We start from the raw sequence: 21,762 nt of genomic DNA on the forward strand, positions 1-21,762 counted from the left end.
TATTAACCCCACAATACTAAGTGTTCTGCCACTGGTCCAAGTGAAATCACCGGAAAGAATGTTAAAGCTGCGAATATATAAACAATAATTACAAGTGCAATTGCAAATGTCATTGTATCTGTTTTTAATGTGCCAACTGACTCTTGAACAAATTGTTTCTTCATTAATGATCCTGCAATAGCCAACTGAATAACAATTGATAAGTATCTTCCAAAGAACATAACTAATCCTGTTGTAATATTCCAGAATGGACTGTTGTCAGCTAAACCTTCAAATCCTGAACCGTTGTTTGCTGCTGATGATGCAAACTCATACAAAATTTGCGTTAATCCATGGAATCCAGGATTACTAATACCAGCAACTCCTGCTTGTGTACTAACCGCAATCGCAGAGAATGCTAGAATTAATAATGGATGAATAATAATACATATGGCAGCTAGTTTCATTTCTTTACCACCAATTTTTTTACCTAGATACTCAGGTGTTCTACCGATCATTAATCCACAAATAAACACTGTCATGATTACATAGATTACCATATTCATTAATCCAACACCCTTGCCACCAAATACAAGGTTTAACATCATATTAAGTAATGTAACCATTCCACCTAATGGTGTTAAGCTATCATGCATGTTGTTTACTGTACCTGTTGTAAACGATGTAGTTGTCGCACTAAACAATACTGATTGACTAATTCCAAATCGCACTTCTTTGCCTTCCATATTTCCAATTAACCCCGATAATCCAATATCTTTTAAAGCGGGATTAAATGATGTTTCACTGAAATATAAAATAAATAAACTTATAACAAATAAAATACCCATTGCAATGAAGATTGTACGACCTTCACTTCCAAAAAAACTTTTTTTACTTTCACCTTTACGTTCTTGTATCATTTTTCCAAAAACGATAACACATGCCCCTGGAAGAATCATCATCGAAAATAGTTCAATTAAATTAGTAAGTACGGTAGGATTTTCAAAGGGAACTGAAGAGTTAGCTCCAAAAAATCCACCACCATTAGTACCGATATGCTTAATTGATTCTAAAGCAGCAACAGGACCCATTTGAATGTTTTGCATATTTCCTTCAATCGTGCTCGCAACTACATTAGCACCTAGAGTTTGAGGAACTCCTTGCCAAATTAATAAGATACTAACTATTAGTGATAGAGGTATTAATACTCTTGTAATAATACGTGTAAAGTCTACGTAGAAATTACCCATATTGGTTTTATCTTTACCAACTAATCCTCTAATAAACGCCATACAAGCAGCATAACCACTAGCTGCAGATGTAAACATCATTGATGTAATAACTACCATTTGTGACAAATAAGATAGCCCACTTTCACCTGCATAGTGCTGCAAATTAGTGTTTGTCATAAAACTTACTATTGTATTAAATGATAATGTTTGTTCCATTCCCACAATAGCATTTGGATTAAATAAAGGTAATGCTTGAATTCTTAATACCAAGTACCCAACTAATAAGAGTACTGCATTTGTTAACACTAATGAGAAGGCATATTTTTTCCATCCCATTTCTTGTTCTGTGTTAATGCCACATACACGATAGATAACTTTATCCACTTTATCAAAAACAGGATCAAGATATGTATGTTTGCGAGTTGTAACTTTATATAAATAAGTTCCAACAGGAATAACCAATAATAAATAAATACATAATGTAACTATAATTTGAAACATATCTTATCTCCCCTACTAGAATTTTTCAGGATTTATTAACGCATATAACAAATATGCTAATAATCCGACCAATATTAAACACAATACCACCATGCCTATTGACATAAATTTCCTCTTTCTTCTTTATTCTTCTCGATTTATTTGGCAATCACACCAAGTTACTAGACAACCAATTAGCAATATTGATACAACAAGTATCGCAATCATGGCAAGATCCATAAGATACCCTCCTTAACAAAAGCAAAGCAATGCTTTTATTTACAAATTCTAGCATTGCTTTATTTAAGATAGTGTTAAGGAAGTTAATATTGCATTAAGATTGTATAAAGACTGCATAAAGGTCTAGAAAACACCTAGAAATAAAGAAATTGGAAGTGTAATAAATGATGCAAGTAAAAACATAATTAAGATGGATAATAATGGCCAAGCAACTAAAAGGCCTAAAAACATAAATACTTCTTTACATACTTCAAATAGATTACTAAATACTTGACCCTTTCCACTCATGAACATATATCTGTCCTCCTATACTCAAAGTATAATGAGAACTCTATAAAGACAGTAAAAAGTTATTGCATATCTTATTAAGATTTAATTAAGATTAGTCATTTTTTGTAAAATTACCCTTTTTACGTTATAATTTCCTTACAAAAAGCACAACTCTACGCAAAATAGACTAAATTCAATTACGTATGTGTCCCATAAGTAACAGGAATTATATATTCTATACTTATGAAAGGTGGTAATTATGGAAAACTTTGGACAGTTTTTAACAGAACTCAGAAAAGAAAGAAAATTAACACAACAACAAGTCGCTGATGCATTAAATGTTTCTAATAAAACAGTTAGTAAATGGGAATGCAATAACGGTATCCCCGAAATAGAATCTCTTTTAGATTTAGCAAAATTATACAATATGACAGTAGATGAATTATTGAATCAAAGAAAAAATACTCATCAAAATTATAATGAAGAGTATTTTCATGACTTAATAGAAAATGAATACTCGCGCAAAAATATCATCTCTATATCATTATTAATTTTTGGTTTACTTACCTTTTTCGCTATCTATTGGGGCATTTATCAACTATCATCAAGACTAGTACCATCGTTGTTCATTTACTTAGGATTCGCACTACTATCCTTCGCTATTATTCTCATTTGTCTTACAAAGTACAATAAATATAATAAAGAAAAAAATGATAAACTTATTCAATGGTTCATTACTTTTATAACAACTTCAGTTTTTATAATTCCCTGTATTAACTATAAAATTACAGTAGATATTAACAGTGAATTATTTACATTTTTATCAAAATTAAGTATTCCTATTTTTGAAAATATGAATAATTTAAATTCAGTAACGCTATTAACTTCAATTGGATTTGATTCTTACATACTTATATTTCCTATTACCTTATTATTAGCAACCTTAGTTTATAAAGTACTTACTTTTATAAAACTAAAATATTTTAATAAACCAATCTTATCTAGTGCTATTAAACATATGCTAGTGGTAGTATCAATTCTCATTATTTCAACTGTTTCGTGTATTATCTATATTAATAACCCTGAATCCACCAAAAAATTCACTAAGGATGAATATATACAATTTAAAAGCAACTACAGCGAGGTGTATAAAGGATTTGAAAAGTTTTATCCTGAACTTGAACCTTTTGATAACAACCCCTCTTCTAGTGACTTTGCTTTCCTTGATACGATGATTAGCGAACGTAAATCATGTAAAGACTTTTGTGGTATTAAAGAATTTAAAGATTCCTCAAATACTGTTACATATCGCGCTAGCTCAGAAATCATTTTAAAGCGATTAAATACGTCAATCTTGGTATTGGATGTGTTGAGTGTTCTAGCACTATTATCATTTCTTTTTCACAAAAATATCAACAAACTAGTAAATAGAAATCATATTCAATAAACTCTTATTATCAATTTATTTTTTCAAGAAAGGTATTTGTTATTTCACAAATATCTTTTATATTTGCATGATAAACATAATGTGAACTATCCACTGTTATTGATTGTGCATTGGCACCTAATTTATTAAGATGATCAATCTGGTATTGTTCTTTAACCTGCTTTGTTGTTTCTGATGCAATAATTTTCATAACTGGCACTTGTTCTGGAAATTGCAATTTCATCACTTCACGAATATTGTCATTGAGTAAAAATATTTGATTTATCATCGTATCGTTATAGTAATGATTCATATATTTCTTGTAATCACTTATTTCTTGAACTGTATACCCATTCTTTGGTGTCATCTTCAACACATTTGATACCACAAGCGAATCAAAAATTCGACTGAGCCCTATTGCTTGCTGTATCTCGCCTAGTTTTGAAACAAAACGTGGTATGTCTGCTTCTGTTTTTGCTGATGATGTAGTATCTAACATAATTAATGCAGCTATTTCATCAGGATATTTAGTTGCATAATATTCACTATAAATACCTGATCCTGAATGAGGCATTAATACATAAGGAGGTTCATACCCAGCTTTAGATAATGCTTCTCTTATTTCTCTTGTATAGTTTTCATTAGTTCGTGGTGTATCAATTTTATCACTAAATCCAACACCAAAATATTCAATGCAAACAACAGTATATTCCTTCGAGAGTTCACGCATTAATGGTCCAAAGTCAGCACTTGGCAAAGGTACACCAAATCCTGGTAATAGCACAATCGTCTTATCACCATTACCCATAGAATAAACATGCATGTTTTTACCATCGACTTCTACTAGTTCACCATAAGGGGTAAGTCCATCTATCTCATGTGAAAAGAATACCTTATTAACAATAAAACTAATCAAATTAATTGAAATAGTAACACCAATGATTAGTCCCAAAATAACTAACATCTTTTTGCCTCTTTTCTTTTTCCCGTTATTCATTTTCATCATCAACAGGTGAAGATATTATCGAAATATCTCTTGGTTTTCTTCCTTTTGCTACATCATAACTATGTTTCAAAAATAGTGTTTGTAATTCTGATGAAAACTGATCAAATTCTTGATCATCCATCATCATGACAGTATTATTAAGGAAAATCTTATTATTTTCTAAATTATGTTTTTCACTAGAATAGTATTTTTCAATTTTTGAATATATGTTCATCAAAAAACTAAAAGCTTGATGAGGAGCATTTTCTAAGGTATTATGCTTAACAATTTCATCAATGTTTAACGCCAGAGTTCTTTCGGTACTACCTCGAATTTTCTTTTCCGCTACAACTATTAAAACATTAGCATCCAATAGAATATTTATATGACGATAAAGGGTTGTTCGTGGAATATCACTAATTTTTTCGCAAATTTCACTTGTTGTTATACTCTCCTTTGCAACAAAAGTTTGGATAATTCTCATTCGAACAGGATTTAACATAATTTCAGTAATATCTTTCATAAGTACCTCTCCTCATTGTTTCCATTTATAATTATATTCCCACTTTTGGTATTAATCAAATGTTTTATTAATTTGTTTTTTGTACATAATAAAAAGGTAATCGCAAAATTACCTTTCAATTAATTATTTAATGTTGTTTTAGATTAATATCTAAGTTATTACTCAATTTCTTGAGTCATTTTAATATTTAGTTTTTATGAATCTCTGTCCATTGGTCTACCCTCTGCAGACTTTACTTTCTATTCACTTTAAATCTATCTTACTTATCTTCCGTTTCCAAATACTTATCTGCAAGTAATTTGAAAACTTGATTTAATATTCTAATAACACCTTTTTCATATGTATTGAGTACCTCCTTTCAGTATCTCTTTACACCTTTATAATACCTTAAGTAAACTATATTCCAAGTCTATACTTATTTTATTTAAGTGTTATAATTAAAGTGTTGGGGGCAACTCCACTTTTTTTTATAACAAAAGCCACTTATTCTTTGTAGAGTAAGTGGCTTATTTGTTATTTAAGGATTTTAGCTAATGCAACATTTAGGCTTTTGCCATCCGTTGCACCTTGAAGTCTTGCCATTAAACCTTTCATAATTTCACCTTGATTTTTCTTAATTGGTTCTAAACTATGCTCCGCCATGAATACTTGAATTTCTTTTTCAAGTTCTTCTGGATTCAATTGTTTTGGTAAATAACTTTCAAGTAAAGCAATCTTTTTATTTGTCTCTTCAATCATTTCAGTACGATCTAGAGGAGTAAGTTCAAGTGTTTCTTTTGCTTGTTTAATTTCTCTTTGTACAAATTTTAATGCTTCATCCTTTGATAAAGGTTCCCCTTTTTCTTTCTCTGCTAAACCAATTGCAGATATTAACAATGTATATACACCCTTTTTAAGAGTATCTTTATCTCTCATTGCTTGCATGTTTTCTTTTTTTAATTCTTCTAAAAATGTCATAATTTCCTCCTTAATTACTCAGATTGGATAGCTTCTATTATGTTGAGGTTTGCAGCACGTTTAGAAGGTAAGTATCCAAATAAAATACCTAAAGTAATAGAGAATACTAGCGCGAATATTACATACGATATATTTATTGGCAGCTGCATATTTAATACAACTAGGGCAATCTGAATTACACCTATTCCGATGACTACGCCTATTATACCACCAATTAAAGTCAATAAACACGATTCTACGATGAACTGGATTCGAATTGCACCTTTACTAGCACCAATTGCACGCTTTACACCAATTTCTCTAGTTCTTTCCACAACACTTACAAGCATAATATTCATTACACCAATACCAGCAACTAATAATGAAATAGATGCGATGATACCCATAATAAGAGAAAGAATACCTGTTACTTGAGTTATTTGTTGCACAAAGAATGATAAATCTTCAAGCGCATATCCATTCTTAGTATTTGTATAACCATGAATTTCATTTAAACGATCAACAGCAAGTTGTGAAGTAGTCTCTAAATCACTTCCTGGACTTACTTTTACTGAAAAATATTGAATTGTGCCTTGCGAATACATTAAATCATACGCTTCATGTGATATTGCAATTAATGTACCCATCTGTTGACTTGGTGTATTAGTCACACCACAAATTGTAAATAAACGATTTCTAATCTTAATTTTTTGACCAATTGCTTCACTTGCAGGAATATTTAGATAATATTCAAGAATTTTATCATTAACTATTGCAAGGTTTAATTGCTCCTCTTTAGGGTAAGCACTAATTGGTAACCCTGCTACCATTTCAAATTCATAAAAATCCATAAAATTCTCAGTAGCACTTCTAACTGATGCCCCAAATGTTTCTCTATTAACTTTTACATTCTCTGTTGCCGATGCAACTTGAATAGCATCTTCAACTCCTTCAACCTTACGCAACTCATCTAAATCCGTAATATCAAATACATATGACTTTTCACCCATACCACCAAAACTTGAATTCATTGATGAATTTAATATTTGCATTTTATCAGTTTTATCTTTTACATAGTTAATATTAACTGATCCATTAGTTCCTGTAATTTGATCTGTAATCGCTACATTTGCGATGTCAGAGATTGAAAAAATAATAAATACTACTGCAACTCCAATAACAATACCTATTAACGATAAGAAAGAACGAAGTTTATTATTAAGTAACTCACGTATTGATAACTTTACATATTCAAATATCATACATTAGCCACATCACTTTCTATTATTCCATCTTTAATAGTAATGATTCTTTTAGCCGATTTAGCTACATTCATATCATGAGTAACTACAACGATAGTATTACCTTGTTCATTTAATTCTCTTAACAATTCCAAGATACTAACTGTTGTTTTAGAATCAAGTGCTCCTGTAGGTTCATCTGCAAAGATAACCTCTGGATTATTAACTAAAGCTCTCGCAATTGCAACTCTTTGTCTTTGCCCACCGGATAAAGTCATAGGTTTTTTATTTGCTTGATTTTTAATCATCATTCTTTCCATTTTATCTTCGGCAATTTTTTTTCTTTTTGCCGCAGGAATACCAGCATATAACATTGGTAACTCAACATTCTTACTACATGTAATATTATTCATTAGATTAAATGATTGAAATATAAACCCAAATTTCTTTAATCTTAATTCCGTTAATTGTTTTTCTGAATAGTTTGTTACATTTTCACCATTCAAATAGTATTCACCACTTGTTGGTTTATCTAACAAACCTAATGTATTTAGCAGTGTACTTTTACCACTACCACTTGCCCCTATAATAGAAACGAATTCACCTTTGTGTATTTGGAAAGATACTCCATCAAGTGCATGTGTTTCATTTGCACCAGGATTGTATGTTTTCCTAATATTTTTACATTCAATTACTACTTCACTCATTGCTTTGGCACCGTTACAATTGCACTGTATCCATAAGGTACTTCTTCTGGAATTTCTATTTCTACATTGTAATAAGAGGTGTCTTCAGTTTCTAAGTTGTTAGGCATTAAATCAACAGATAATACCTTGCAAGTATATGTCTTTTTTGTACTTTCGATTGTTACTTCAACATCTTGTCCTGGCGATACTAATTGATATTCATATTCGGATACACTAATTCTTACTTTTTTAGCTGTTGAATATAAAACAATATAAGCACTTCCCGTTTTACTTGATGGGTCTATTGAAGTTGATTCATTTACTTTATATACTAAACCACCTATATCTGATTTAATTTTCCCATCTGTTTTCATTTCTTTTAATTTTTCAATTTTTGCTTCAGCATTAATCCAGTTTACTTTAACTTCATCAATATGTTTAGATGCATTATTTAATTCAACTTCTAAATAATTAACATATACTTTATCACTCTTATCTGCTTGAGCAATTTCTTGTTTCAAATTTTCAACACGTGTATAATAATCATCTAAATCTTGTTTCATATTTAAAAAATCTTTTTCTAATACTTGTATTTGGCTATCTATACTGTCATCAATTTTGTAATCAAAAAGTATAGTTTCTTTTTCAATAATATCCCCTTCTTTTACATAAACATCATTAAATGTTAATGTAGGATCTTTTGAATAGTAAAATGTATCAACTGGTACAACTTTACCGTTATAAACAATTCCTTTTTCTGTTTCTACTAAATCACTTTGTGTAGAATCACCCATATACATCCCTTGCATTGCATTAGCCATTTCTTGGTCCTCTACATTTGCTGGTTTAGGTGCAAATAAATTTAAAGCAAAAAATCCAACTACAAGAATAGCCACAACTATTCCAACCCACTTAAATACTTTTTTCATATTTCCTCCGTTATATCGTTGTATTAGTTTAGTGATACAATGGATAGTATATCACTTTATATATCTTTTGCAATGCTTAAATCTATCATTTTTTAGTAAACTGTCGTAAACTTAATAAAGATTTAAAGGGGGATATCATGAATAAACGCTTAAAAATATTTTTATCATACTACAAACCTTATAAAAAACTATTCTTTGCAGATATGTTTTGTGCTCTAATTGTAGCTGCTATATCGCTTACTTTACCGCTATTAACTAGAGAAATAACAAATACTATCCTCATTGAAACGCCTATTCCATATGATCAAATATTTATGATAGGTGCAATCATGGTTGGTTTAGCATTAATCGAATTTGCATCTAATTTCTTTATTACATATAAGGGACACCTTATGGGTGTTTATATGGAACATGACTTAAGAAATGACTTATTTGCACATTATCAAAAATTATCATTTAGTTTTTATGATGAGCAAAAAACAGGAATACTAATGTCTAGATTAACCCATGATTTATTTTCACTTGCTGAATTATATCATCACGGTCCAGAAGACATTGTAATTTCTATTATTAAGTTTGTAGGTGCTTTTATTATCTTATTTAACATTAATCCTTATTTAACACTTATTGTATTTGCTACTCTTCCACCAATGATTCTTTTTGCTTATTATTGTAATATCAAAATGAAGAAAGCTTTCAAATTAAATAAAAAGCGAGTTGGCGAAATTAATGCACGTATAGAAGATAACTTATCAGGAATTCGTGTTGTTAAATCATTTGCAAATGAAGCTGATGAAATTGAAAAATTTGACAATGAAAATAATAACTATGTATCTAGCAAAAAGAAGAGTTATTTTGCTATGGCTCAGTTTCATTCTGGTTTAGGTGCATTTATTACTTTAGTAACTGTGGTTGTTATTATTGCAGGTTCATTGTTCATTGGTAATGGTTTTATTGTTATTGGTGACTTATTAACATTCTTACTATATATTGGTAACTTTACAGACCCTATAAAAAAATTAATTAACTTTACTGAGCAATTTCAAGAAGGTATTACTGGATTCGATCGTTTCATGGAAATACTTGAAATTGAACCCGATATTAAAGATAAGAAAGATGCTGTTGAACTAGTTGATGTTCAAGGAGCAGTAAAATTTGAAAACGTTGGATTTAGATATAACGAAAAATCAGATTATGTTCTTAAAGATATAAACCTAGATGTTCAACCTGGTGAGTATATTGCATTAGTAGGATCTAGTGGAGCCGGTAAAACTACCATGTGTTCATTGATTCCAAGATTTTATGAAGTAAGCGAAGGAAAAGTAACTATTGATGGTCACGATATTAGAGATATTAAAATGAAATCTTTACGTTCTAAGATTGGTATCGTGCAACAAGATGTTTATTTATTTGCAGGAACTATTTTAGATAATATTCGCTATGGCAAACCAGAAGCAACAGATGAAGAAATAGTACAAGCTGCTAAAAATGCTAACGCACATGAATTTATCATGGATCTTCCAGATGGATATGATACAGACATTGGCCAACGAGGAGTTAAAATATCAGGTGGACAAAAACAAAGACTTGCAATTGCCCGAGTATTTTTAAAAAATCCTCCAATTCTAATTTTTGATGAAGCTACTAGTGCTTTAGATAATGAAAGTGAAAAAGTCGTACAAGATTCACTTGAAAGCTTAGCAATTAATAGAACTACATTTGTAATTGCCCATCGCTTATCAACAATTAGAAATGCTAAAAAAATAATTGTATTATCAGAAGATGGTATCGTCGAAGAAGGAAGTCATGATGAATTAATCAAAAACGATAAGACATATGCACACCTTTACAATATGCAATTCTCTAAGTAAGAGCCTAAAGGGTTCTTACTTTTGTTATTATCCATAATTCAATGTTCTTTTTATAGTTTCATTTGGTATAATAGTTTAAAGAGAGGTGTGGTTTGATGAATTTTATTTTTATTTCACCAAACTTTCCTAAGTCCTATTATCTATTTTGTGCAGCACTTAAAAATAATGGTGTTAGAACCCTTGGGATAGGTGAAGATTCACTCGAACAGTTAAGTTTACAATGTAAAGAAGCCCTTGATGATTACTATCAAGTTCAATCACTTGAAGATTATAATCAAGTTTTTAAAGCTGTGGCATTCTTTAGTTTTAAATATGGCAAAATCGATTGGCTTGAATCAAATAATGAATACTGGCTTAGCCAAGATGCTAGATTAAGAACTGACTTTAATATTCAAACAGGAGTTCAATATCAAGACATACGTCCATATAAATATAAATCAGAAATGAAGAAATACTATAGAGATGCAGGAGTTGTTACCGCAAGATATCATCTAGTAACTAATATAGAAGATGCTAAGACATTTATTAAAGAAGTGGGATATCCTGTCATAGTTAAACCAGATAGCGGTGTAGGAGCATCAACAACATATCGCCTATCAAATAATTCAGAGTTAAATCAATTTTATAAAAACTTACCTAAAGTACAATTCATCATGGAAGAGTTTATAGATGGAGAAATTATTTCGTATGATGGTATTTGTGATAATGAATCCAATATCATCTATGAAACATCGCATCAATTTCCTAATTCTATTATGGATGTAGTAAATGAGAAAAAAGAAATCTATTACTACTCATACAAACAAATTCCACCACAATTAAAAGAGATTGGACAGCGTGTACTTAAATCATTTAATGTAAAAAGTAGATTTTTCCATTGTGAATACTTTAGATTACTTAAAGATAAAGCTGGCATTGGTAAAAAAGGAGACTATATTGCTTTAGAAGTAAATATGCGTCCTCCTGGAGGATATACTCCCGATATGATGAACTTTGCTAGTGATATTAGTGTATATCAAATTTGGGCTGATATGGTTTGTTATAACAAAGGCTTGTTTGACCCAGATAATCGTCCATATGTATGTGTTTATTATGGTCGTCGTGATGGTATAGAACACAAATTATCTCATACTGATATTTTAAAAAAGTACAAAGAGCAACTTTGTATGTGTGAGAGAATGCCAGGAATTTTAGCCGATGCAATGGGTAATCAAATGTATACAGCTCGTTTTGATACAACAAAAAAAGCTATACAATTTATCCGTGCACTACAACAATAAAAAGGAGATATAATGAAAATCGAACACTTCCAAGAATACAGTTTTTGTTTACAAAGAGATATGGAATATAAAGTCTATGGACATTCTGGTAAACCTTGCATTGTATTCCCTGCTCAAGATGGTAGATATTTTGACTTTGAGAATTTTAAGATGATTGAATCTTGTCAAAAATTTATTGATCAAGGTTTAATACAGTTTTTTTGTGTTGATAGTATTGACTTAGAATCTTGGTCTAACCAAGAAAAGAAACCCCGTGAACGAATCGAACAACATGAATGTTGGTATGATTATATCTGTGATGAGTTTACACCTCGCGTTAAACAAATAAGTGCTGATTGTAATGATCACGCTGAATTAGGCATCCTATTGACAGGATGCAGTATGGGTGCTGCTCATTCCCTTAATTTCTTTTTAAGAAGACCTGATCTATTCGATTCTGTTATAGCTTTAAGTGGTGTTTATCACGCTAGACAGTTCTTTAAAAATTATAGTGATGATTTAGTATATGCAAACTCACCTATTCAGTATATAGAAAACATGCATTATGATCACTTCTATGTTGATTTATATCGCCAACGTAAAATTATTCTTTGTGTTGGTCAAGGTGCTTGGGAAGACGAAATGATTAAAGATACTAAGAAAATGGAAGAATTATTTAGATATAAAGATATCCCTGCATGTGTTGATTACTGGGGTTTAGATGTAAATCATGACTGGCCATGGTGGCGCAAACAATTGCCATATTACCTAACTAAAATTATTTAAACAAATAAGTCAGCAAAATAGTTATGTTGACTTATTTTTTACCTTACCCTAGAATTACATACATACCATACTGATGGCAGGAGGAAAATGTGAATTACGAAAAAAAGAAAAATTTTATTATTAACTCACTTTATATCGCAATATTAATTGTAATTGTCTTTTTTGTAATTAAATACGGAATAGGTCTATTATCACCTTTTATTATTGCTTTCTTTATTGCATATTGTTTGAGAAAACCTACTAAGTGGATTTCTACAAAATGCAAGTTACCAACTAAACTCGCTTCAATTCTAATGGTCATTTTATTCTTTTCAACAATAGGTGTCATCATTGTCATTGTTTCAATACGTTTAGGTACATCTATTGCTTATGCCTTTACTCTATTACCAAATTTATATGCTACAGAGATTAGTCCTTTACTTGAAAACTTCTTTAGGGCAATTGAAAAAATGTTTAATACATTAGATCCTGCACTTGTAGCAACTATCAACGATATGTTTAATCAAGTAATTAAATCATTTGGTGAATTACTTTCTGGTTTATCAGTTACAGTTATTCAATCTGTTTCAAGCTTTGCATCTTCAGTTCCTGAATTATTAATCAAAGTATTATTTACGATCATTTCTACATTCTTTATTGCTATTGATTATGATCAAATCGTCGCATTTATGGAACGTCAAATATCACCTAAGACATTTAACCTTATTACCCATATAAAAGACTATATCGTAGGTACATTATTTGTTTGTATCCGTTCTTATGCATTTATTATGTTTATAACATTTATAGAATTAGCAATCGGTTTAACAGTCATACGAGTTGAAAATTCACTAGTGATTGCGTTAATGATTTCTATATTTGATATCTTACCAGTACTTGGTACTGGAGGAATTATGATTCCTTGGATTATCTTAGTCGCATTCCAAGGCAATTATACTTTAGCTATTGGATTACTAGCAGTTTATATGGTTATAACTATTATCAGAAACATTATTGAACCTAAAATCGTTGGTCAACAAATTGGCTTACACCCTGTCGTAACACTATTAAGTATGTTTGTAGGAACTAAATTATTTGGTGTTCTTGGTTTATTTGGATTACCAATCACATTGTCACTTTTAAAACATCTTAATGATGATGGAACAATCAAAATATTTAAATAGAGGAAATCAATTTGATTTCCTCTATATTTTATATTTCTTCTTCTTAACATTCTCTGCAATTTCACTAAGTTCATCTTTAGTTAATTCAGGTAATCTCTCTAACTTATTTAGAAACTCCATGACTGTATCATTTTCTTTCATAGATTTAATTTCTGTAAAATAACTAACCAATACTCCTGGAATAAGAGCTACTACTATAATTCCATACAATGCAACAAATACTGTAACTATCCTAGATAATAGCGTAGTTGCTAATAATTCACCATACCCAATTGTTGTAAACGACACAAAAGTAAACCACATTGCATCACCATAATTAGTTATTGTAGGTTCAGTGATTAATATCAAAAATGTGGCAATAAAGTAGAACACAATAAACCCTGAAACTATCTTATCAGTACCAGTAAGTCTTAAAATTTTCCATAATAATTTTATTTTTTTCATATTAATTACCTCATGACTATTATAACTAAATATATTTGCAAGAAACAAGCTAATTGAACTCCCAATTTTCACTGAAATATTACTTGATTTTTCATTTGGTGATTGCTATAATAATTAAGCACTGTTATAGTACTGCGGGTGTGGCGAAATTGGCAGACGCACTAGACTTAGGATCTAACGCCGCGAGGCATGCAGGTTCGACCCCTGTCACCCGCACCATATGTGTATAAAACGACTTTAATTAAGTCGTTTTTTTATTTATTATCATTGTTGAAAGTTTGAGTATCTTCTAAGTTTTAAAGTTGTACTATTTACATCTTTTTTTAACTTATCGAAGCAAGTCATGTCAGTATTAATTCGATTCTAGACCGAATTAAATTTTTTACAATTTTCAAGCAGAAGAAAATTAGCTGGCTGAAAGACAAATAACGGACACGTATTAAAAGCTACTCTGAATTAGGTATTTACACCTTTGCAGATGAAAAACCTCAAAAATCGAACTGCAAAGTAGATTACAGAATCTATAACAAAAAATCTGATTATATTAGCTATCTGATTTTGCTTGAAAATACTGCAATGAAAAATATCGACGATTTGATAATTTTTGCAGACTCAGAACTTGGAATCAAAGTATTTGGTGCTGATAAAGCCAAAGAGGTTCTAGAACATGCTAAAGATATTAAATCAAAAGGTGCAATATACTGTGATTGCCCAGCATGTAATGCTGTAGCTTCAATCCTAGAAAAAAAAGAACTTATCAAAGAATCATAAGTATAATAATCCTGTGGGATAATTAATATTTATAAGCAAAAAAACTGATTTCATGCAACCTAATGAGATCAGTTTTATTTATTAATAGCTGTATAACGATAACAATTCCTACCCGCTTCTTTTGCTTTATAAAGTGCTTGATCTGCAGATTCTAACAATTGTTTATGCATTGTTTCATTAGTTGGAAATCCTTCACTAAATCCAATGGATAAAGATAAACAAGATGAGGACTTTGAAGTTTTATGTTCAACATTACATTGAACTAATTCCTCTTGTACTTTCTGTATATATTTTTCAATATCTTCTTTAGTATATCCAATAAATAAAACTAAAAATTCATCTCCTCCATATCGACACGCATAAATATTTTCTTTATTATTTTGCTTTAAAACATTTGCTACACATCGTAAAGCCTCATCACCTTTGAAATGACCATATGTATCGTTATATTCTTTAAAATAATCAACATCAAATATTGCATAGCCAATTTGCACATGTTCATTTTCAATTAATACCTTTTTTTTGATTTTAAATATATATCGGCGATTATATAATTGGGTCAATTCATCAAGATAGCTCGCATTTTCTAATTGCTCATTTTCCTTTCGCATTTCACGCAAATCAAATAAAGCTATCGTAAAATCTATTTTGGATAATATGTTTTCAATCCGCAATGCATCATCAACTTCATTTAATTTTAAACTTGTTTTATAAAATTCACGATAGACTAAATTGCATTCTTCAATTGTTCCATAACATTCATAATATTTCATTTTACGAACAATATAATTATAATATTCACCTATTTTTTTGAACGTACAGTATGATTCCAACAATAATAAATATCGATGTGCCATTTCTTTACAGTCAATAAGAAGCATATGATCAAACACTTCAAAATATGCACTAGATACAAATTGAGTATGTGAAAATTTACTTAATCCATCATCAATTAGTTCCTTTGCATAAGCAATGCTTTTTTCTTTATCACCTGCAATAGCATAATGTCCACTCCAAGTACTTTTTAATTGAAAATAACTGTATTGATTGTCTACAAAAAGTTCCTGTCCCTTTTCAAGTGCCTCATTCGATTCTTTTACCATATTCATTGTTTGATAAATTTCAGCAGCATTACATAAAAAGCTAATTATCGTTCCTCGTTCTTGTTCACAAAAATGAGATTTCATTGTTTCATATGCAGCATTAAAATAGTATAAAGCTCTCTGATTATCATATCGTCTTCGAAAGCAAATTCCCAAATTATTATATATTTTACTTTCTGTAATTGGATTGCCCAGTTTTTGTGCTAAATCTAAAGCTACTAAATAGTGTTGTAATGCTGAGTGCTCATCAAATAAATCTTGATAGTATAAACCAGCAAGATTATGAAATACCATAAGTAAATCATTGTATTGATATTGCTCACAAAGTGACTGTGTCTTTAATAAGTAAATTTTAGCCTGCTCATGGTCATCACGAGTAAAATATGCATCAAAAAGATACAAATTTGCAAAAGATATACCATATGTATCATGATTTTCTTCAGATATACTAAGTAGTTCTTTACAAAGTTGTTCAAGAAGATCAATATCATTAAACCGCTCAATTAAAATCGCCTTCATTAGTGAAGATGTCTGTCTAATCGATTCTGTATTTTTCACCAAACTTCATCCTTTCAAATAGATAGAATAATCCTACCCCAATAATTTACAGTAAGTATTTCTTCCTTTTTGCTTTGCTTGGTAAAGAGCTTGGTCTGCTAATTCAAATATTTTATTCATGTTTTTGTTATTTTGAGTATTACAATACCCTATGGAAAGAGTTACTTCTTTTGCACAGCTTGATGTTAGATGTGGAAGATGTCTATCATGTAAGTCTTTTCGTATTTCTTTTACATAATTTTCGATTTGATCATCTGTACAATTTATACACAAACAAACAAATTCATCGCCACCAAAGCGACAAGGATGGATACCTTCCCTTTTATAAAGATTAAGTAATGACCCAATATAATGTAGTACATAGTCCCCATCAACATGACCATAAGTATCGTTATATTCTTTTAAACAATCTAAATCAAACATAATAAAGCCTACTGAGTTAAAATTTATTTTGGTATATTTTTCCATTAATACATCCAAATAATGTCGCGTAAATACCTTGGTTAGTTCATCTATATTCATTTGGGTATCTAAATATTTATTTTCATTATTTAGATATTCTTTTTCACTTTTAACTTTTAAATAATCTATTGCTTCTGTTAGTCCTTTTGTTATTGTTGTGTTTCGGATATCATCTAGTTCTTGTATATGTTTCGCATAATGTTTATATGAAATATCTTGTTTATCTTTATCTTCAAAATTTATACTAAATTGCATTCTTCGTATTTCTAATTCTTGATGTTGTAAAAACGATTGATTTGTAGTGCTTTTTTCCATAAGCAACAATATTTTTTTTGCATATTCTTTATTTTGCAACTGCATAATACTATCAAACATAAATAAATATATATCAAACATTGAATTATTACTATTTGTTTTTTGCTCGTGTTCAAACATTTTATCTACCCAATAGAGCGCTTGTTTTTCATCTTTTTTCGCAGCATAGTACTGACACCAATTTTGACAACAATACATATAAATCTCTTGTCCATCTAAATCCATCTCTTCAGCTGTTATAATATGTGTCTTTGCTTCTTCTAATTCATTTAATAGAATTAATGCTGTAGCAAGATTATTCAACAAAACAACAATTAAATTACTTGGTTTTTCAAATGGATACAAAAGATCATAAGCCATTCGATAAAAAAACAACGCTTGTTTATATCCATGTCGTCTCACTAAATTATATCCAATATTATTTAATAGCAATGCTTCATCTATTTTGTCTTCTATTTTTCTACTGATTGCAATTCCTTCGATATAATATTCTATAGCACTTTGATCATCTGCAATTGAATTATAATACAACCCCAATGAGTTATAGATACGGACTAAAAGATCATAATAGTCATTATCACTTGATATTTCACGTGCTTTCATTAAATATGAAACACACTCATCTCGATCACTCGAATTTAAACTTAGGTAATAATCACCTAAATACGTATACGCAAAAGCTCTAGTATAATTATCATTATTTTTCTTTTCCCATTCTAGTAAATCTAGGCACAATGATTTTTCTTGCTCAGGATCACTATAACGTACCTTAAGAATTTCATCCATGTCTATTTTTATTTGTGCTATACTTTTCATTTGAACTTATCCGCCTTTTGCGCAATATCGTCTACTATTAAGCAAATTATAGCATATTATTGCAGTTTGAATAGATTCTACTTTGTTAAATGTTTTAGTGATCTAATAATTAGTAAAACTAATGATAATCCAATGTACTACTAATTCTTCAAATTTTGATTTGCGGTAGATTTTTTTATTATATTTTATTAATAGTAAAACTATAGATAAAGTTACTCAAAATTCAAAATCCTTTATACTAGCGCCATTAAACTTACATATTCATTGTAAATATCAATATTTAAGGGTTTATACATTGGTTTTTTACTACTTAATCTTTATAATGAATATAGAGGTGATTTTATGTTAAACAAGCACTATGATAATTTATTTGAGGTTGAATTAGATACTACAGTGATTAAAAACAAAATAATTGACGGAGTTTATCACACTGTACTTGATGACACATTATTTTATGTTAAGTCTGGCGGTATGGAAAGTGATAGAGGATGGATTAATGAACAGGAACTATTAAATATTTATATAGAAGATGGCGAAGTGTGGCATGTAACAACAAATGAAGTAATTAACCCTGTCCATATCAGAGTTGATTTAGACTATCGCCTTTTCAAATCGCAAATACACTCTGCACAACACTTAATGTGTACAATGATGAATACTGACTATGATGCTAAAACAATTATGTTTAAAACAGGTGAGTTAGAGAGTGAAATTGAAATGGGATTTTCAACTCTAAATCGAGAAATCCTTAATGAAATAGAAAAGCGTTGTAACGATGCAATTATCAAGGATATCCCCATTATCATCAACTATCCAACTAAAGAAGAAGCTAAAGCAAACGTCATCGAAGATTATGGAGATGACTTTGATTGGGATATTCAACTACGTTCAGTTATCATTCCAAATATTGACTATGATTTATGCGCTTGTATCCATGTACCAAGTTTGCGTTATATTCATGGCATTAAATTTTTAGGATTTGAAAAAACAACTCGTGGTTATAAAATACAATTTGTTGCTGGCTCACAATTATTTGATTATATGCAACGCCACTATGATGTATTTCATGACGCTAGCATTTCTTTAGCAGTAGGCCAATTAGAAATAAATGATAGTATCCAAAAAATATTTCAGGAAAAAAAGGAATTAACTACATTATTAAATGATTACAAGCAAAAATATTTTGACTTACTTGCCAAAGAAATCGTTAATACCCCTCAAACATATATATTTAAAGAATTTGAAAACATTGATACTAAATCATTTCAACAACTTTGTTCAACAATAACAGCACATTATGAAAAAGGCATTATTTTTATTCTAAAACTTGATGATAAATGTCATGTTGTAGTCGCTAAAAATAAAGTATTACCAATTATGGCTAATGAAGAATTTAAAAAGATTTCTATTCTACATGAATTAAAGGGCGGTGGAAACCCTGCAATTTCACAGGGTGGTGGATTATATACAAGCTCTTTAGTTGATACTTGTGTCAAAACAATAAATAAAATGAATGAAGCCAATTAAATTGACTTCATTCATTTTCATTAACCTAATCGAGATCCGTTTGGTACAGGAAATTCTGGAACTGCAAGCACTGGCTTAATACCATCTTGATATCCAATATCGAAGATCATTCCTTCGGATACTTCGCCACTAATTTTCTTTGGTCCAAGATTTACAATAAATACTGCTTGTTTACCGATTACTTCTGTTGGATCTTCTCTTTCTGTTTTAAATCCACATAAAATATTTCTTGTGAATTCACCAAAATCAACAGTTAATTTTACCATTCTTGTAGAACGAGGCACGTCCTCAACATTAATAATTGTTCCAACACGTACATCTAATTTTTCAATATCATCAATTGTTACAATAGGTTTTACTTCTGCCATTTTTTTACCTCTCCTATTTCTTTTCTATATTTTATCATCATGTACACTTTATTTCCATCTAGAAAAAGGTTAAAATGTCTCTTGTGTGAGGTATTATGAAAAATAAAAGCAATTTATTACAACATATTCAAGCTATTATAACTAACCTAATCTTTTTAAGTATAGGTATTTTATTCTTTATTAGATATGAATCAGTATGGATTGCTCTATATGTTTTAACAGTCATTAGTTTAACTTTATTAGGATTATCTCAATTATGGACATTTATAAAAGGACGCAAGACAAAATCTATTAATGATTATTTCCCTATGTTATCTAGCTTTGGATTCGCGATATTCATTTTTGTACTTCCAATGAATTTCTTTAAGTTCGTCCACTTTGTTATTGGTTGGTATATATTAATTAATGCAATTATTGGGTTTATTAATTTTATTGTTTACCGAAGAGATTCACTTTCTGGTGCTTCATGGATATTTATTAGAAGTTGCATTGATACTGCTTTTGGATTAGCTTTAATTCTTTCCCCTAGAGAGAAACTTTGGATTTTATCGATATTTGCTGGATGCTATTTTATTTTCACTAGTTTAGTAGGCGTCAGCGAAACAATAAAAGACATGTTACCAGATACTACTAAAAATAAAGTAAGAAGACATCTAACAATTTCTGCACCTGTTTTGCTTGCTGCCATGATTCCCCAACGATTCTTCTTTAGTATTAAAGAAATGATTAAACAAAATAAAATCCAAGTCACTTCCGACTCGTCTCATGATGCTGTTTCTGACTTAGAAGTATTTATTTATTTAAAAGAAAGTGGTCCCGAGTCACTTGGTCATGTAGATATATGTTTTGAAAATAAAATATATTCATATGGATGTCACGATCCATTGAATAGAGAATTGTTTGGAACATTAGGTGATGGTGTTTTAATCGTTGCTGAACGAAATGGTTTTATTCAAAATGCTATTGATGGTGATAAAAAAACAATTATTGGATATAAGATTTGCTTGACTGATGATCAAAAAGCTATAATCAGGAATCGTTTAAATTCCTTAATGACACGTACTGTTCCTTGGAAATGTAAAGCGCAATTAGCAAAAGAGAACAATGAAGATCAATCATTATGTATCGACTATGCATCAAGAGTATATAAATCATGTAATTCAACAATGTATAAATTTACGCAAGGAAAATATAAAACATATTTTGTATTTAGCACTAATTGCGTTCTTATAGCTGACTATCTTATTCGTACACCAGAGTTAGACTTAATAAAAATAAGTGGTATCGTTACCCCTGGAAGTTATATAAGTTTTCTTAATCAAGAATACCATCGTGAAAAAGGAATTGTTAAAACAATTGAGATTTATCAAGAAAAAAACTAGGATATTGCTA

21 protein-coding genes and 1 tRNA gene are annotated in these 21,762 nt (G+C 29.9%); 9 read left to right on the plus strand and 13 right to left on the minus strand.

Annotated features, from left to right (window positions below; translation table 11 throughout):
* Positions 1 to 2 precede the first annotated feature (2 nt).
* The 3 genes from kdpA to RR430_RS01510 form a co-directional block, all read right to left on the minus strand.
* Positions 3 to 1,712, minus strand: coding sequence for a potassium-transporting ATPase subunit KdpA (kdpA, locus tag RR430_RS01505; protein WP_332486490.1), 1,710 nt, complete (start codon positions 1,710 to 1,712; stop codon positions 3 to 5).
* Between the two features lie 15 nt (positions 1,713 to 1,727).
* Positions 1,728 to 1,817 carry a K(+)-transporting ATPase subunit F gene (gene kdpF / locus RR430_RS09290; RefSeq protein WP_442879631.1) on the minus strand — a complete coding sequence of 30 codons (90 nt, stop codon included), beginning with the start codon at positions 1,815 to 1,817 and terminating at the stop codon, positions 1,728 to 1,730.
* A 237-nt stretch (positions 1,818 to 2,054) separates the two neighbouring features.
* Positions 2,055 to 2,225, minus strand: a complete 171-nt coding sequence (locus RR430_RS01510) for a hypothetical protein (protein ID WP_332486488.1) — start codon at positions 2,223 to 2,225, stop codon at positions 2,055 to 2,057.
* Between the two features lie 235 nt (positions 2,226 to 2,460).
* Here RR430_RS01510 and RR430_RS01515 point away from each other — a divergent pair, with 235 nt between their 5' ends.
* The gene (locus RR430_RS01515) at positions 2,461 to 3,648 is read left to right on the plus strand and encodes a helix-turn-helix domain-containing protein (RefSeq protein ID WP_332486487.1); all 1,188 of its coding nucleotides are present in this window, start codon (positions 2,461 to 2,463) and stop codon (positions 3,646 to 3,648) included.
* 10 nt (positions 3,649 to 3,658) lie between these two features.
* Here RR430_RS01515 and RR430_RS01520 read toward each other — a convergent pair whose 3' ends face one another.
* The 6 genes from RR430_RS01520 to RR430_RS01545 all read right to left on the minus strand — a co-directional run bounded on the left by RR430_RS01520 (position 3,659) and on the right by RR430_RS01545 (position 8,927).
* Positions 3,659 to 4,591, minus strand: a complete 933-nt coding sequence (locus RR430_RS01520; RefSeq protein WP_332486485.1) for an alpha/beta fold hydrolase — start codon at positions 4,589 to 4,591, stop codon at positions 3,659 to 3,661.
* Positions 4,592 to 4,616: 25 nt separating this feature from the next.
* Positions 4,617 to 5,135 carry a helix-turn-helix domain-containing protein gene (locus RR430_RS01525; RefSeq protein WP_332486483.1) on the minus strand — a complete coding sequence of 173 codons (519 nt, stop codon included), beginning with the start codon at positions 5,133 to 5,135 and terminating at the stop codon, positions 4,617 to 4,619.
* A 513-nt stretch (positions 5,136 to 5,648) separates the two neighbouring features.
* Positions 5,649 to 6,092: a GatB/YqeY domain-containing protein gene (locus RR430_RS01530; protein WP_332486481.1), complete on the minus strand. Its 444-nt coding sequence runs from the start codon at positions 6,090 to 6,092 to the stop codon at positions 5,649 to 5,651.
* A gap of 14 nt (positions 6,093 to 6,106) precedes the next feature.
* Positions 6,107 to 7,333, minus strand: coding sequence for an ABC transporter permease (locus tag RR430_RS01535; protein ID WP_332486480.1), 1,227 nt, complete (start codon positions 7,331 to 7,333; stop codon positions 6,107 to 6,109).
* Positions 7,330 to 8,019 carry an ABC transporter ATP-binding protein gene (locus RR430_RS01540; RefSeq protein WP_332486479.1) on the minus strand — a complete coding sequence of 230 codons (690 nt, stop codon included), beginning with the start codon at positions 8,017 to 8,019 and terminating at the stop codon, positions 7,330 to 7,332. Before RR430_RS01540 ends, RR430_RS01535 begins: the two co-directional genes overlap by 4 nt.
* Positions 8,016 to 8,927, minus strand: coding sequence for a hypothetical protein (locus tag RR430_RS01545; protein ID WP_332486478.1), 912 nt, complete (start codon positions 8,925 to 8,927; stop codon positions 8,016 to 8,018). Before RR430_RS01545 ends, RR430_RS01540 begins: the two co-directional genes overlap by 4 nt.
* Positions 8,928 to 9,064: 137 nt before the next feature.
* Here RR430_RS01545 and RR430_RS01550 point away from each other — a divergent pair, with 137 nt between their 5' ends.
* The 4 genes from RR430_RS01550 to ytvI all read left to right on the plus strand — a co-directional run bounded on the left by RR430_RS01550 (position 9,065) and on the right by ytvI (position 14,006).
* A complete protein-coding gene (locus RR430_RS01550) occupies positions 9,065 to 10,798 on the plus strand; it encodes an ABC transporter ATP-binding protein (protein WP_332486476.1) in 1,734 nt (577 codons plus the stop codon).
* A 95-nt stretch (positions 10,799 to 10,893) separates the two neighbouring features.
* Positions 10,894 to 12,078 (plus strand): ATP-grasp domain-containing protein, encoded by a 1,185-nt coding sequence (locus RR430_RS01555; protein ID WP_332486474.1) that lies wholly within the window; start codon positions 10,894 to 10,896, stop codon positions 12,076 to 12,078.
* Between the two features lie 12 nt (positions 12,079 to 12,090).
* Positions 12,091 to 12,843, plus strand: a complete 753-nt coding sequence (locus RR430_RS01560) for an esterase family protein (RefSeq protein WP_332486472.1) — start codon at positions 12,091 to 12,093, stop codon at positions 12,841 to 12,843.
* Positions 12,844 to 12,932: 89 nt separating this feature from the next.
* Positions 12,933 to 14,006 carry a sporulation integral membrane protein YtvI gene (ytvI, locus tag RR430_RS01565; protein ID WP_332486471.1) on the plus strand — a complete coding sequence of 358 codons (1,074 nt, stop codon included), beginning with the start codon at positions 12,933 to 12,935 and terminating at the stop codon, positions 14,004 to 14,006.
* Between the two features lie 21 nt (positions 14,007 to 14,027).
* On the opposite strand, the gene RR430_RS01570 is transcribed toward ytvI, so the two are convergent.
* Complete coding sequence (locus RR430_RS01570) at positions 14,028 to 14,450, minus strand: potassium channel family protein (protein ID WP_332486470.1); 423 nt, start codon at positions 14,448 to 14,450, stop codon at positions 14,028 to 14,030.
* A gap of 134 nt (positions 14,451 to 14,584) precedes the next feature.
* Between RR430_RS01570 and RR430_RS01575 the strand changes: the two genes are divergently transcribed.
* Positions 14,585 to 14,669: transfer RNA gene (locus RR430_RS01575), tRNA-Leu, on the plus strand.
* A gap of 357 nt (positions 14,670 to 15,026) precedes the next feature.
* Positions 15,027 to 15,221 carry a hypothetical protein gene (locus RR430_RS01580; protein ID WP_332486469.1) on the plus strand — a complete coding sequence of 65 codons (195 nt, stop codon included), beginning with the start codon at positions 15,027 to 15,029 and terminating at the stop codon, positions 15,219 to 15,221.
* 74 nt (positions 15,222 to 15,295) lie between these two features.
* Here RR430_RS01580 and RR430_RS01585 read toward each other — a convergent pair whose 3' ends face one another.
* The gene (locus tag RR430_RS01585; RefSeq protein ID WP_332486467.1) at positions 15,296 to 16,882 is read right to left on the minus strand and encodes a tetratricopeptide repeat-containing diguanylate cyclase; all 1,587 of its coding nucleotides are present in this window, start codon (positions 16,880 to 16,882) and stop codon (positions 15,296 to 15,298) included.
* A 33-nt stretch (positions 16,883 to 16,915) separates the two neighbouring features.
* Positions 16,916 to 18,475 (minus strand): GGDEF domain-containing protein, encoded by a 1,560-nt coding sequence (locus RR430_RS01590; RefSeq protein ID WP_332486466.1) that lies wholly within the window; start codon positions 18,473 to 18,475, stop codon positions 16,916 to 16,918.
* 342 nt (positions 18,476 to 18,817) lie between these two features.
* Between RR430_RS01590 and RR430_RS01595 the strand changes: the two genes are divergently transcribed.
* Positions 18,818 to 20,002 carry an alanyl-tRNA editing protein gene (locus RR430_RS01595; RefSeq protein WP_332486464.1) on the plus strand — a complete coding sequence of 395 codons (1,185 nt, stop codon included), beginning with the start codon at positions 18,818 to 18,820 and terminating at the stop codon, positions 20,000 to 20,002.
* A 20-nt stretch (positions 20,003 to 20,022) separates the two neighbouring features.
* On the opposite strand, the gene RR430_RS01600 is transcribed toward RR430_RS01595, so the two are convergent.
* Positions 20,023 to 20,370: a tRNA-binding protein gene (locus tag RR430_RS01600; RefSeq protein ID WP_332486462.1), complete on the minus strand. Its 348-nt coding sequence runs from the start codon at positions 20,368 to 20,370 to the stop codon at positions 20,023 to 20,025.
* Positions 20,371 to 20,465: 95 nt separating this feature from the next.
* Between RR430_RS01600 and RR430_RS01605 the strand changes: the two genes are divergently transcribed.
* A complete protein-coding gene (locus RR430_RS01605) occupies positions 20,466 to 21,752 on the plus strand; it encodes a DUF308 domain-containing protein (RefSeq protein ID WP_332486460.1) in 1,287 nt (428 codons plus the stop codon).
* Positions 21,753 to 21,762: the final 10 nt, after the last annotated feature.

Source organism: Anaerorhabdus sp. (genome assembly GCF_036641015.1).
Lineage (GTDB): Bacteria > Bacillota_I > Bacilli_A > Erysipelotrichales > Erysipelotrichaceae > Anaerorhabdus.